Below are 14,130 nucleotides of genomic sequence, written 5' to 3' on the forward strand. Positions count from 1 at the left end.
AACTTATGATGAAGGAGGAATTAGTCTTCAAGCTGTCAGCTATAAGTTATGAACTTTAGGATTTACACAAAGGTACTGTATATAGAGTTCAAAAACTATAGCGTTATAGTTTGTAACGCTATATATGCGGTCTCTGGGTAAATTATCAACTTATGATGAAGAAGGAATTAGTCTTCAAGGGGAATTAAAAGTTATGACTAAAGTATACTCCTTTAACCATATAAGGAATTATTCATTTTCATTTTTATTGCTGATTGCTGACCGCGAGCCACCTGAATGCTTACTAATTAAGTCAAAAGTTATAAGTAGAACGGTGCAAAAAAAACAGAAGTATGTAACAAAAAGTAAATTTGCTCAAAATTCTCTTTCCTTCTGCCCTCTGCCTCCTGCCTTTTCACAACGATAATTTTCAACACCGGCGTACTTATAGCAATTCCTGTCTCTGAGTGAGGTAAAAAAATTCTAAGTTTTAGGCAATAGGGAAAAGGATTATTAACTCAGAAGTTACAACTCAGAAGTAAAAATTAGTGGGAGATTGAAACTCGTCACTAATTTTAATCCCCTAAAATCAAATTCATACCCTGGGAAATAAAAAGTCAAATTTTCTGAAAAATTTCTGAGGGATTGGTTTCTATTTATGAGGCGCGAGGGCAGGGATATAGCGCAAGTCAAACGTTAAAAATCAAAAGTAATCCGTGATAAGTTTGAGCATTTATAAATGTCCTAAGCTTTGTTTCGATTGCTATAAATAAAGATAACTGTACTTCACAAAGTGAGATAAACCCTATATCCTTAGCTCTCAATTTGAGTGTTGCACATTAATTTTTAACTATCTTATGTAGAGGAAAAAATTATCCCCAAATAACTATTTTTGATTGCTCATTCCCTGATTGTACAACATCAAATTAATGGCTTCTCTTACTACTTTTTTCAAGGAATAAATTAATGATTAGTTGGTTAGTTTTAAATGGGTTAATATTAATAATTGCCTATCTCTTGGGTGCTACTCCTAGTGGCTATTGGATAGGTTCTTGGTTTTATGGTATTGACATTCGTGAACAAGGTTCCGGTTCCACAGGTGCGACTAATATATTAAGAACCTTGGGAAAGTTACCTGCTTTGGCTGTGTTAGTTATTGATATTTTGAAGGCGGTATTGGCGATAGCTTTGGTTCGCTATATTTACTCTCTCCTTTTTGCTCAAAATCTAACTATTGCTGCTGGAATAACTAATATTGAGCTAGCAAAAGAATGGATGGTTATTTTAGCAGGATTAATGGCTATAGTAGGTCATAGTAAATCTATTTGGATTGGTTTTAAGGGTGGCAAATCTGTTGCTTCTAGTCTGGGTATTTTGTTAGCAATGTCTTGGGTTGTTGGCTTAGGAACACTTGCTGTATTTATTGTTGTTATTAGTATTAGTCGTATTGTTTCTTTGAGTTCTATTATTGCTGCTGTTTCTGTTTCTGGTTTGATGTTTATTACAGGCAAACCACTTCCTTATGAAATATTTGCTATTGTTGGTGGAATATATGTAATTTGGCGTCACAGCAGCAATATTGAGCGACTTTTAGCTGGTACAGAACCTCGTATTGGGCAAAAGTTATCAACAGAGTCTTAGTCCAAACTATTAGGTATTGTTGAATAATTAATAATTAATAATTAATAATTAATAATTAAATAATTCGCGCCTTGAAGTCTCCTCTTGGATAGGGGAAAACAAAGACAATATTCCTTATATTCAATTCCCGAGAGGTTTTAACCTTCTTGTAATTATCAATTATCAATTATCCATTATCCATTAATGAACTCTTCTTATAACAGATAGGATTGGCTAAAAGGAATTTTTTTTCTTCTCAAGGGGAGATTGGATATGGCGCAATTCAAGTCGCTCCGCGAAACGCCATCCCATCCTTACGGAAAGCTCGGCAATTCAAGTCGCCAATAGCCGTTAACGCGCGTTTTGGGCTAGCTAAACGACCGCTCTCTTGGTCGATTGGATATGGCTAGGTTAGTAGTGCATCCCATCCTACGGAAAGCTCGGCAATTCAAGTCGCCAATAGCCGTTAACGCGCGTTTTGGGCTAGCTAAACGACCGCTCTCTTGGTCGATTGGAGGCAAGCGTTTGCGCTTCGCAAAGCTTCGAAGTTCGCGTAGCGTCCCGGAGGGAACGGAAACCTCGCCATCCCATCCTGACGGAATGCTCCGCTTTCCGACCGCTTTTTCTCCTATTAGGAGAGGCTTTATACCTTAAATTTTCGGTAATGAGGTAATCATATTCAGTATTCATTGAATCTACGACTATTAAGTTGTTTAATAGACATTTGAGAAAAAACTATTAAAGATTCAACAACAACAGAAATTTATTGAGTCATGCAACCCTCCTTTTAAGGCAAAATGTTTTTGGAGGGTTGCTCAAAATCTCCGTTACAAAAATAACTTCTGACTTGATTAATCATTTGTTATTACTGCTTTAATTCCTCTGTAGCTACTTCATTTAAACCTACTGAGTTAAGTAAATTTTGCCATTCTGAGGTAAGTTTTAGATCGTTTGGATTAGAACGAATTTGTTCTGCCAAAGTAACCAGTGCTTCATACCATATACCAGCTTCTGAATAAATTAACCAGCGATCGCTCTCTGGAGTTTTTTCTAATTTTGTTGTTAAATCTTCAGTTGGATTAACTCTTTGAATTGAGCCTTCCACGACAGCTTCAGGAATAGGAGTTTCACAGATTAAACTGAATGTCCAGTGATAATTTGTACCTACTTTTAGCTCTGGTCGATCGGTAGGAATTTTAATATCTATAATTCCCTGAGTATTGGGCAGTGCTACTATATTTTCATAAACCTTTTTTTGACTAGAATCTTTTAAGATAAATTCTCCTGCTATAGCTGTATTTTCTGGCACATAAATAAATATTGTCGGATGTGATGCTAGGGTTAATTCTAGTTTGTTATTTGTCATGGGGATTAAAGGAGTTAGAGGTTTTTGACCATCATAAAAGCAGTCACCTCGTGTTGCTCCACCTTCACTATTTCTTGTACCTTTATCGGTCTGTGGAGTAACATTTGCAAATGTACTTCTTGACAAGGGAATAGTAGATAATCCGAGAAATAATACTGTCAAAACAAGAGTTTTGAGTGTTAGGGAAGATGGTGGTTTTTTTTGATAAATATTCATAGTTAGATAAGGTTTGTATTTTTTCTAATTATGCTTTGCTTGGAAAGTATTTTCCCTAAAAATTAGAAAATTTTTATTTGACTTTTAGCCTATTCATTTTAATTTTTTAGGGTTCAGAGGCGAGGAGGAGCAATTGGAGAATTTATTCACATTACTATTATATATCGTAGTTATATTTTGGTTATGCGGAAAATTTTCGTAGCATTAGGAAAAAAAAGAATATTAGAGGGTTTTAGAGAATTTTTGGGAGGATAGTCATTTGAGTTATCAGTTATCAGTTATCAGTTATCAGTTATCAGTTATCAGTTATCAGTTATCAGTTAGCCTCCTCCGGAGGAACTGCGCAATTCAGTACCTCTAGCTGTTTGCGCAGCATGACAAACGGAAAGCTTTGGGATTGACATCAGGAATATTCTCTTTTTTTATCCCCTTAAAAGGGGAGGCTAGTCACCACAATTTTTCGGTAAACAATAATCTATTTTCAGAACCGATCTGCAAACTCCATAGTTAATCAAATGATAAATTGTGCTAGTAACTGGACTATTAGAAAATATTGTTATAGCGTTTATCAAATTGATGAGATACACAAGTTTTAGATTTTAGGTAGTAGGGAATAGGGAGTAGGGAGGGAAGAAAAAAAGGCGTTGCTGAATAAATGTATGATTTCATAGGAGTTAGGAGTTAGGAGTTAGGAGTTAGGAATTAGGAGTTAGGAGTTAGGAGTTAGGAGTTAAGAATTAGGAGTTAAGAATTAGGAGTTAGGAGTCAGGAGTTAGGAGTTAAGAATTAGGAGTTAGGAGTCAGGAGTTAGAAGTTAGGAATTAGGAGTTAGGAGTTAGGGAAATTTATAAAGGAGGTAGTTGGAAGAATAGTCCCTTGATTTTTCTGCCCTTGTCTGCCCAAAATGCTAACTTTTTGAGCTTTTTGGACCAAAAAGCTGGCACTTTTTTTGACCCATAAAGGCTTTAGGCTTTATCTGTCAATGCTTTGATAGTTAATCAGCTACCCCTATATTAGATATCTCCAACAGATAAAGAAACTTTTACGAAAGAAGTTCGAGAGTTTTTTGAAAGCCACGTCACTTTAGTGGGTGGATGAAAAACGTTTCATGTCGCGCAGCTAAACGGGCGTTGTGCGGAACGCTAAACGGGCGATTTTAATCGCCTTAAAAATCTCTAGTTTTTGTGTTATAGCACTACGCAAATAGGTTAGGACATTTTTAAATCCTGAAACCCTTTTACAGTCTTCTGTTCCCACCTTCTGTGTTCCCTATTCCCTCTTCAAGTAGCGCTATACTATTGAAGAAGCAAGTAGGAAAAAATCTGCGGTCCGAATCGTCCTAGTAAGGAGAAATCCCTGTAAGTAAGTCCAGCGGTTAGAAAAATTAAGTGCGTCAGTGTGGCTACACCACTGCAAACAATGGCAGGACGAGGAGCGTACCAAATTGGCACAAGTGATAATATCTGAAAGCGAAAGTAAAGTAAGCGTATCGGTATGTGGCTATGTGTCAACATATTTGAGCGTGTAGCGGCACGAGCGATAATGCCATTAAGAGTTCGTTTTTGGACTACTTAAGAATCCCCGTCTCGCGACTAGCGGGGAGTATCAATGAAACTCTTGTAGGGAAGTTTCATGGAATGTCTTTTAATCCCTACATTCTTTTTCATCAAATGTTTATTTGTAAATAATTTATTTTTAGTTAATTAAAAATTATTTTTTACCAGTAACCAAGTATACACCAACTGGTATTTCCTTCCCTTTAAGATAAAAATCACCCCAAAATTCTACTTGAAATTTTCCATCTAGATATTTGAAAGTTTCCTGAGCAATCAAAATTCGGCAAATTCCTGGATGACGTTCTTTCTCAAAACTTTCTAACCGAGAAGCAATATTAACACTATCCCCAATTACTCCATATTCTAAGCGATTTTTTCCGCCTAAACTACCAACTGTTACAGTTCCCGTATAAATTCCTACGCGCATTTTTATTTCTGGAGAACCTTGTTGATGCCATTGACGATTAAATTCTAACAAATGTTTGTCCATTGCTAAAGCACAATTAACTGCATTTTGAGCATCTATAGCAATTTCTTCAACAGTGTTACGAGGTACTGGTATACCAAATACTGCAATTATTCCATCTCCAGTAAATTTATTGACTATTCCGTGATAATTAATCACAATATCTGTCATAGCACTCAGATATTTATTTAACCAAATCATTAAAGCTTCTGAAGATTTTTTTTCTGAGATAGTGCTAAAGTTTTTTAAGTCAGTAAATAAGATAGTTGCTGTAACTGTTTTTGGTGGTAAAATTCCACAATTAATTAAGTCTGAACGTTCTTGCCAAAGAGCATTAGCAATTTCTGGAGAAGTTTGCTGACCTAATAATTTCATCACCATATTTTGTTGTTGCCATGATTCTTGAATTTTATAACCTATTACTATCCCACCTGTGATAACTATTCCTGCTACTGGTGCTGCTACAGGTATCCATATCATTTGTAGAAAAATACTATAACTAATACCTGTTAAAATCCCCAAAGTAAGAAAATTAATTAAGACGAAAATAAGAGGTTTTCTGATTTGCCAAGCCAGACTAGCACTAACTATTGACCAGCCGATAATCCATAATATTTCTGTTAATTCCTCCCAGTACCAAAATAGCTTTCGATCGTCAAGAACTGCACTAATAATTTGACTTGTAATTTGGGCATGAACCTCTACTCCTGACATTTTTAACAACTTGAAACGACCCAAACTATAAGGAGTAAAAAATAAGTCTTTGGCACTAGGAGCTGTAGTACCAATTAGAACTATTTTATTTTTGACTAACTTAGGGTCAAAATCACCATTTAAAACTTTTGTTATGCTAATTTTGGGAGCAACAGATTTAGAATTACGATAATTAATTAAAATTTTATATCCTGTATCATCTATTCTTTGGTATCCTCCTGAATTTGATTGTAATTCTTTAAATAGTACCTCACCTAATTTATATTCATTATTTTCAGTTATTGCCGGAAAAATTCCATAGTCTTTAAGATAACTAAGAGCTAATTTTAGAGAAAAAGCTGTCCATGTTTTATCGTTATCATCTTTAGTAAATAGTAAATTACGACGAAGTACACCGTCCGGGTCAAAACTCAAATTATTAAACCCAATTCTTTCGTCAGGGACTGTGGGAGGTGGCCCTATGGTAGGATCGATATCGTTGTTAATGAAAGTAATAGCAAAAATATTCGGTTTTTTGAGTTGTTCTAATAATTCTGAATGACCGGGTTGATTAGGAATATCTCTATATATATCTATACCTATTGCTTTGGGTTGATGCTTTTGCAGAGAAACTAAAACTTTTGCCAAAATCCTATCAGAAATCGGAAACTTGTTCAAATACTGAATATCTTCTTCAGTTATCTCTACTATTAATAGTCGAGAATCTGGCTCCTCATCAGACCGCAAACGCATCATCCCATCAAATACTCTGACTTCTACTGGTTGGAATCCTCCTAAGTGTCTGAAAAATAGTAAGCTGAGGATAGTAATACCAGAAACGGTAATTACTGGTATTGGTATAGTTAGAGAATTAATTTTTTTATTGATCCATTGGAAAAAATGTATAAGCCCCATAATTTTAATGGCCATTAATCCTCTTTCAATCAGTTGTAAGTGAGTATTCTCCACACTTATGTACTACTCAGATAGATATTCAAACTATCAATTAATTTTGAGAACAAAAGCATGGAGATTACTAAATTTCACCTCAGTTCACCTACTTATGTCTGGCACCATCTGGCATTATTGTGCCAATAAGAATTGCTCCTTCTAAACTAGCTCCTTCCAGGTTTGCTCCCCCCAGGTTTGCTCCTTCTAAGTTTGCTCCTGATAAATTTGCTCCTACCAAATAGCTACCTCCTAAGTTAGCTCCGGCTAAATAAGCTCCTTCTAAATTAGCACCCTCCATATAAGCTCCTCCAAGGTTAGCTCCTCCCAAGTAAGCTCCCCCCAAGTAAGCTCCCCCAAGATTTGCACCTCCAAGGTTAGCTCCTCCTAACTTGGCTCCTGCAAGGTTGGCGACTGGTAGTTTTGCTTCTCCAAGGTTGGCTCCTCCTAAATTTACTCCTCCTAGTCTGGCTCCCTCTAGATGGCAGTTTGGACACTCACGAGTCTCTAACAAAAGTCTAATGTTTCGTTCTACTTGTTGGTCGATCATTATTTAGAATTATTACAATTTAGCCTAACTATTTATAACTATAATGAGTAATGCAGCTATTCTTCAATAATTAATAATTAACAATTAATAATTAATAATTACCTCTTCTGTAATAGAAGGATGGGTTAAAAGGAATTTTTTTGTTGTCTTGGTCGATTGGATATGGTTAGGTAACCCATCCATCCCATCCTAGGTCATGCTCCGCTTTCCGACTGCTTTTTTCTCTTTGAAAGGAGAGCTTTTAAACCTTAATTTTTCGGCAAGTCAAAAGTCAAAAATCAAAAGTATTGATGGGTAAGGCTTTAAGGATTTTGTAACTGATAACTAATTTTTTAGAGATGATGCTTTTTTGGTAAAAACTATAGTTACTATTCCCAGTATTTTTATATCCTTTATACACATTTTTCTACTCTTGACTGGTAAGCATTCAGCAGTCAGCATTTCCTGCGGAATGCTGCGCAAACAGCAGTCAGCTATTTATTTTAGTTTAGGAAAAAAGCTTTATTAGTTGAGGTAAATTGAATCTTACTATCAAAGCAGACTTTAAAGGTTATATTCATTTAAAGCCTTTTTAAGGTTTTTATTGGGTTTGCGCTCGAGCTGTTAGCAAAGCTCCTCTAAAAGAGGCTGGCTAATAGCTGAATGCTTACCTTGACTGAAAAGACTTTTACAATGGATAATTGATAATTAATCCCTAAAAGTTTAAAGCCTTTCCTTTTAAGGAGAAAAGGCGGTCGGAAAGCAGAGCATGAGTAGGATGGGATGGGGAAGAAACCTCCCCATATCCAATCGACCAAGAAAAGAAATAATATTTCCTTATATTCATTTCCGTTCCGGTTGTTTCCTGGGGTTATTATCAATTATTCCTTGTCCATTATCAATTAATCAACAGGTATTGAAGTTATATAATGTCCGCTTAATTAGCAATAAAAAACTTTCTCCTTTTTCTCCTCCTGATATATTCTTTTTTCCACCACTTCTCCCTCCTAACTCCTGAGGACTCCCTAATTATTTATAACTATTCATTAGGACATGATATTAATCATTATTTTCACAAAGCTCGGCTGGCAAGGGGTTAATATTTTTGTATTCTGCTAAATATTGTTCTAAAATTTTCAACTGAGATAAATTCAGACTGTAATATATCCAACGACCATTCTGACGACCTTGAACTAAGGAAGCTTCCTTAAGATTTTTTAGATGAAAAGATAGTTTTGACTGGGGAACATTCAGGCGCTCGCATATATCACAGACACATAACTCTTGTTTCCGCAATAGTTCTAATATTTGTATTCGTAAGGGGTCAGAAAGTGCATGAAAGCTTGCTGCTACAAAAGTAGGAGATGATTTTAGGGATGTTTGTGGCATTAATTTTTAGTATGATTTGCTGATTTAATTACACATCTCCAGAAATTCAATATTTCTTTTTTAAAACTTTTGTAGGGAAGTTTTATATAACTTTCCTACATTCTTTTTCGGAGATGTCTATTAAACATAACTAATTTTTATCCTATCACATTTTTATAGTATCGGGAAGTTATAGGGGTTGGCAATTAAGTCAATTAAAATAATCACATAACAGTTTGTAGGGGTTTGGAGACAAAACCCCTTATTAAGTACTCAGTATTATAGCAATGGAAAAAATTGTCAATTTATTTACTTCCAATGGGAATGATAGTTTGTCTAATCCTGCCAATAATAATTATACCATTTCTCAAAAACTTTATCTATTTCAGAGTAGGGGAGTGGGGTCTGGTGGGGAGTGGGGGAGGTAGGGAGGTTGCATGCAACCTCCGTACAAAACAAGAATAATTAATGCTAAATTTGCTCGAACTAACAAAAAAGTAATTAAACATTATGTAATTACTTAATAACTGAAGTTTGCTCCAAGTCTAGGGTTAATGCATGGGAATTGGTATTAGACTAAATCCGGTTGTGAAAAATTACTATGAGAACCCTGTTTGATATTATTTATATTTTTTGACTGACTTTCTTTACAACTTATTTCTTCTTCCTTATTGCTTCTTTTAAATCAAACAATCTTTTTCAACAATTAATAATGACCTCTCCTTAAAAGAAAAGGATTAACTAAAATTATTTTTTTGAGTAAATTTTCTTCTTTTGAACAAGAAGTAATTATTAATTGTTAACTGTTCATTGTTGAATTGATGTTTTATTCCCCGTACTTATCATTAGACTTCTTGATTTTAGCCATGAAGCTGAGGTCTGAGCGCTGAGGCTGACAATATTTCTTTTCTGTCTCAATTAGACTAATGAACCACCGCAGCTAGATCCACAACCTGCGGTACAACCATAACAATAATTTTCTGTCTGCACTTGTTCAATTATGTCTAAACTATTAGCTTCTAATAACTTAGCTACTGTAATTTTTTCACCTTTCCTTGTTTTAGCCGGAATATTTTCCATTTGATTAAAGTCGCAGTCATAAACATTACCTAAATAATCAATTGATAATTCATTCCGACACATTAAATTTTCTACAGTCTCCCTATTAAAATTTGACTCTAAAAATTCTAGATAAGGCTGATATATCTTTCGGTTTTCCAAAAACAGTTTAGTTCTACCTATGGGTAAATTAGTAATTGTGAACAGTTGATTAAACTCCACGTTAAAATGTTCTTTTAAATAATTCTTATAATCTTGCTCTAGATTTTTTTGATTGGGAGGAAGTCCAAATTTATCTCTATTGGGAATTGGAGGATTATAAACTAAATCTATTCTTAGATTTTGGTTTTTTCCGTATCCTAATCTATTCAACCATTGCAATGCCCGAATTGATTCATTATACACACCATTGCCACGCATCTTATCAACATTATCTTCTAAATAACAAGGCAAGGATGCAGTAATCCTGAGTTGATTTTCAACGCAATATTCTGGAATATCTTCAAATCCTGGCACGAAATAAATTGTCAAATTAGAACGAACAATTACTTCTTTATTCTTGGCTCTTGCAGCTTCAACCAATTGTTTAAAACCATAATTCATTTCTGGCGCTCCCCCGGTCAAATCAATTGTTTCAATTTGGGGAAATCTATTAATTAACTCAATTAATTGTTCACAAATTTCTGCAGTAAGTTCTTCTGTTCTTTTTGGGCTAGCTTCCACATGACAATGACTACAGGCTAGATTACAACGTTTGCCAAGATTAATCTGTAAAACAGTGATTTTTTTCTTAGTTAAGGTTGTGCCAAGTTTGGTTTGGAAAGGCGTAAAAGCTGTTTGAATCATTGCCATAAATTTTAATAACGAATTCAATAAATTAATTGTGCAAAAATTTAACGGATAGGAATTGACTTGAGAAAGTTTTACTTGAGCTTTTTCCTAAATATTCCCATCTATTAACCAGAGATAATAATATAACGTTTCTTATATTAATAAGGTACAGTATTCTTCTCTCTTTCTTCTTTTTTGTTCCAGTAAGATAAAAAAGTTTTGTATCTCACCAATCTGATAATTGCCATATTGACTAACTACTTATTTACCAGCTATTTTTGAGCAATTTTGATCTGCTAAATCAATATGACCAGGAATCTATTGGTTCCACAAGCTTTTTACTTTTTTACTATAGTTTAAATAGAGTTTTCCATCAACAATTGACCAGGCATTGGGGTTAAGGGGAGCTAGTTGTCCTTTTGTCGTACAATAAGCACAATAGCCATCATATTGAGGTGCATATTTTTCTAGATTTTGAGCAAATAACTCTTGGTTTTCAGCACTAGAAAAATACTAGTTTGCCCCTTTTCATTTATATTAATATTTGCTGTTTCCTGGCACTGCTCTACTTTGGGAAAAGTAGGCTACTATATCTGTGCCACAAATGGCAACATTGTTCTCTATACACAGCAATCATATTTCAGTTGTAAGATTTTAGCGGTAATTAGGAGTCAAGAGTCAGGAGGATCGAGTCAGAATATCAAAGGATTTTGATCGCTCTTAATTGTTCTTAAATATCTATCAAAATCATTCCTGATTCCTATAGATATTTTCTGAGTTTTTACCAGCACAGGGGTTATATCATCTGCCCCCACCAGGGGAGCTACGAATTGCGGGTAATTACTTCTAATAAAGTTTTTGTTTGTGGTTTTGCTCTAGCCCTTTAATTACTTGTCTTTTTGCTCTAGCCTAACTAAGAACCTAATTATAACTGTTTTACCGAACATGGTATTAGTTTCGCCGCAATAATTTTTGGCTACACAAATATTTTATGCGATCGCTGGACTTGTAGTAGTATTTGATTTGGTAGGAGGATTAGAATTAGCAATAGAAACAGTAGTTATTCCCACACTCAAAAGAGAAATATAACAAATTTTAGAAAATATTACAGTTTCATATAAATCAACTTTCCTTATTTTTTTTATTATTAACTAGCAGATACTTATAATTAAATCTAGGTAAGCTGAATCTAACCTGAGAAACAATTAAGAAATCAATAATAATCAATTATTTCCTATATTTATTGAATAGATAATTCTATAATTATATCCAAAAGCTGAAAAATTTACATCCTTATGAAAAATCGTAATTTTTTAGTAAATAAAGACGGTAAATGTGATTTTTTTTAACTCTATCATTCACAGACAAATACCCATACATCCATATCTAATTTCTCGTTTTATCACAGAGTTATAAGATATTATTTAAAAATAACAAAATAACCAAAATAGACTACATAAAAATCCTCCCCTACTGAGTTTATTATTAGATACTTCTCTTTAGTTACAAACGTTTTATTTAGAACCATATCCAAATACAAGTCGATCAGTTTTAACACTTTATGAAGAACCATATTTTGATTTAACTATGCAAATAGTTGCTTGGTTACCAGGAAATATTTAACCTATTCATAATCATGCTACTTGGGGAATAGTTGCACTTTTAAGTGGGATGAAAAAAAATACTTTCTGGCAACGAAAAAATGACATAGAATTTCCTGACAAAATTGAACAAGTGGGAACTCAAATTTTAGAAGCAGAAGATATTATTAGTTTGATGCCAGATGCCTTCATTCTGTTCAACCTTTGGCACAAGAGGCAACTATTACTTTTAATATTTATGGAGAGACTGATTTTTCTCAGCGCTTTGAATTTTATACTTTAACTAATACTGCTAAAAATTTTTAGGCAAACATTCAGCTATTAGCATTCCGAAGGAAAAAACGTACTTCCTTTGTAGGAGGCTAGCTAATAGCTGATGACTGTTAGCTCTGCATTCCCCAGGAAATGCTTACCAATTTTCTAAGCTTCGTTCCACATAATCTTAACTTTATCCGGCATAAAACTAGCTATTTCTTGAACTTTCTCTGGAGATAATTCTTCTTTAGTAGCAGAAAAAACAGCTTTAATTACAGTTTCGGGTGCTATTCCTTTGGGAACTCCAGCTTCTTGGTTAACTCGGAAAATAAAAGTATCGCCATTAAATATAAGTGGAGGACGAATTTTACTCACAAAAGCAACAAGTGGGTTATTATCTTTCCAAAGTTCTCCTATTTCATCTGGGTCTGGTTTTTCACTACTAGAAGCTAAGTCTGAAGCAACTTGATTAGATGCTTCTGTTGTCATCAAATCACGCATTGTCCTAAATACAATAACACTAATATCTCTAGCATCGTAAATATCTGGTAATCCTGCTTGAGTCTGAACTTTCTGGAGAAAAGGTACAAATTTTTCATCTACAGGAACTTTTTGAGAATCAGTCATAATTATACCCTTGATTTTATTAGATTATTGATATAATATCATAAGCTAATATGCTTTGTGGAAACAATAAAGATAACTGGTAAAATGAATAGGAAATAGGCAACAGGGAAAAGCTTTTCAGCTATCAGCACTTTTCTGAAAGTCTATATAGTAACACCATTTCACACAATTCAGAATTCAGAAGTTAGATTGGATAGGCTAAAAACTTTGACAAGAGAAAGGTTTGAGGCAATTATTTGACATTTAAAGTTTGAAACTATTTGTGACATCTTTAAAGTGAATTGGTATAACACCTTCCCGACACCAAGCTATGCTATGGTGCGAGCTTTCAGTAGTCCTGAAGAATCATAGCTGAGTTCACAGCGCGCGAAGCTTCGATCCTCCACCCGTGGTTACAGATGCACCCTAAATTTCGATCATTTTTGCTCCGTTGTAGTCTGCGTCGCAGGTATGATCGCAATTTCCACATTTAAAGTTTTTCCCGCTTCGATAATACTTGTCTGGAACTAGATGAATATGTAGGCATTGATGGCAGGTTTGACTAGTATAAACTGGTGGGATTGCCATGACATTCATATCATGTCCGCTGGTATCATTTGTGTAAAAGTTAGGGTGAATATCTACAGGAAATTTAAGTTTTTTTATTGCCCTTAAGTCTTCTTACCTGTTCCCAGTTAAGTGTTAAGTGTTCCCTACCTTTGCTATACAATACCGATGCTACCGGACATGACATTCACGCCCTCTTTTATCCCTTTATATTCAAGGAAAGTTCTCAACTGATAAAACGCCCAAGAGTTTGAACGTCTACGCTCTGTTTTGTTTCTGTATTTAATGAACTACCCCGCTGTGTAGACGGGCGGGGTTTCTGAAACCTCGTCCAATGTTTCTACACTTTGAGATTTTGATCGCTTCACTTGCCCCAGTTGCTTCATCGAGCCAGTATGTTTACGGGTCGAATCAGTAGAGCTTGAGCATCGACGATTAACGAGGCCAGTTCCTAACCCCGGTTGCCGATC

General features: G+C 34.7%; 10 protein-coding genes and 1 pseudogene. 3 read left to right on the top strand and 8 right to left on the bottom strand.

The annotated features are described in order from the left end of the window. Positions 1–945 precede the first annotated feature (945 nt). A complete protein-coding gene (plsY, locus tag F6K22_RS03865; protein WP_293093484.1) occupies positions 946–1,620 on the top strand; it encodes a glycerol-3-phosphate 1-O-acyltransferase PlsY in 675 nt (224 codons plus the stop codon). Positions 1,621–2,464: 844 nt separating this feature from the next. Here plsY and F6K22_RS03870 read toward each other — a convergent pair. From F6K22_RS03870 to F6K22_RS03885, 4 genes are all read right to left on the bottom strand, one after another. Next, a complete protein-coding gene (locus tag F6K22_RS03870) occupies positions 2,465–3,181 on the bottom strand; it encodes a DUF928 domain-containing protein (RefSeq protein WP_293093487.1) in 717 nt (238 codons plus the stop codon). 1,710 nt (positions 3,182–4,891) lie between these two features. Further along, entirely contained in the window at positions 4,892–6,865 is a 1,974-nt protein-coding gene (locus tag F6K22_RS03875) for a CHASE2 domain-containing protein (protein ID WP_293093489.1), read from the bottom strand. A gap of 88 nt (positions 6,866–6,953) precedes the next feature. Then, entirely contained in the window at positions 6,954–7,394 is a 441-nt protein-coding gene (locus F6K22_RS03880) for a pentapeptide repeat-containing protein (protein WP_293093492.1), read from the bottom strand. Positions 7,395–8,432: 1,038 nt separating this feature from the next. Continuing rightward, positions 8,433–8,762: an ArsR/SmtB family transcription factor gene (locus F6K22_RS03885; RefSeq protein WP_293093495.1), complete on the bottom strand. Its 330-nt coding sequence runs from the start codon at positions 8,760–8,762 to the stop codon at positions 8,433–8,435. A gap of 266 nt (positions 8,763–9,028) precedes the next feature. On the opposite strand from F6K22_RS03885, the gene F6K22_RS03890 reads away from it, so the two are divergent. After that, the gene (locus F6K22_RS03890) at positions 9,029–9,169 is read left to right on the top strand and encodes a hypothetical protein (protein WP_293093497.1); all 141 of its coding nucleotides are present in this window, start codon (positions 9,029–9,031) and stop codon (positions 9,167–9,169) included. A gap of 490 nt (positions 9,170–9,659) precedes the next feature. On the opposite strand, the gene arsS is transcribed toward F6K22_RS03890, so the two are convergent. Then, positions 9,660–10,646 (bottom strand): arsenosugar biosynthesis radical SAM (seleno)protein ArsS, encoded by a 987-nt coding sequence (gene arsS / locus F6K22_RS03895; RefSeq protein WP_293093506.1) that lies wholly within the window; start codon positions 10,644–10,646, stop codon positions 9,660–9,662. Positions 10,647–10,949: 303 nt separating this feature from the next. Continuing rightward, positions 10,950–11,132 (bottom strand): annotated as a pseudogene (locus F6K22_RS41710) (YHS domain-containing (seleno)protein); the annotation flags it as partial. A 1,170-nt stretch (positions 11,133–12,302) separates the two neighbouring features. Between F6K22_RS41710 and F6K22_RS03900 the strand changes: the two are divergent. Beyond that, positions 12,303–12,515 (top strand): hypothetical protein, encoded by a 213-nt coding sequence (locus F6K22_RS03900; protein WP_293093500.1) that lies wholly within the window; start codon positions 12,303–12,305, stop codon positions 12,513–12,515. A 137-nt stretch (positions 12,516–12,652) separates the two neighbouring features. Here the strand turns inward: F6K22_RS03900 and F6K22_RS03905 are convergent, their stop codons facing one another. Both F6K22_RS03905 and F6K22_RS41715 read right to left on the bottom strand, forming a co-directional pair. Then, complete coding sequence (locus tag F6K22_RS03905; RefSeq protein WP_293093503.1) at positions 12,653–13,114, bottom strand: DUF2267 domain-containing protein; 462 nt, start codon at positions 13,112–13,114, stop codon at positions 12,653–12,655. 405 nt (positions 13,115–13,519) lie between these two features. Next, positions 13,520–13,690, bottom strand: coding sequence for a zinc ribbon domain-containing protein (locus F6K22_RS41715; RefSeq protein ID WP_363272796.1), 171 nt, complete (start codon positions 13,688–13,690; stop codon positions 13,520–13,522). Positions 13,691–14,130 lie beyond the last annotated feature (440 nt).

Origin of the sequence: Okeania sp. SIO2F4 (assembly GCF_010672385.1) — a bacterium.
Taxonomy (GTDB): Bacteria; Cyanobacteriota; Cyanobacteriia; order Cyanobacteriales; family Microcoleaceae; genus Trichodesmium.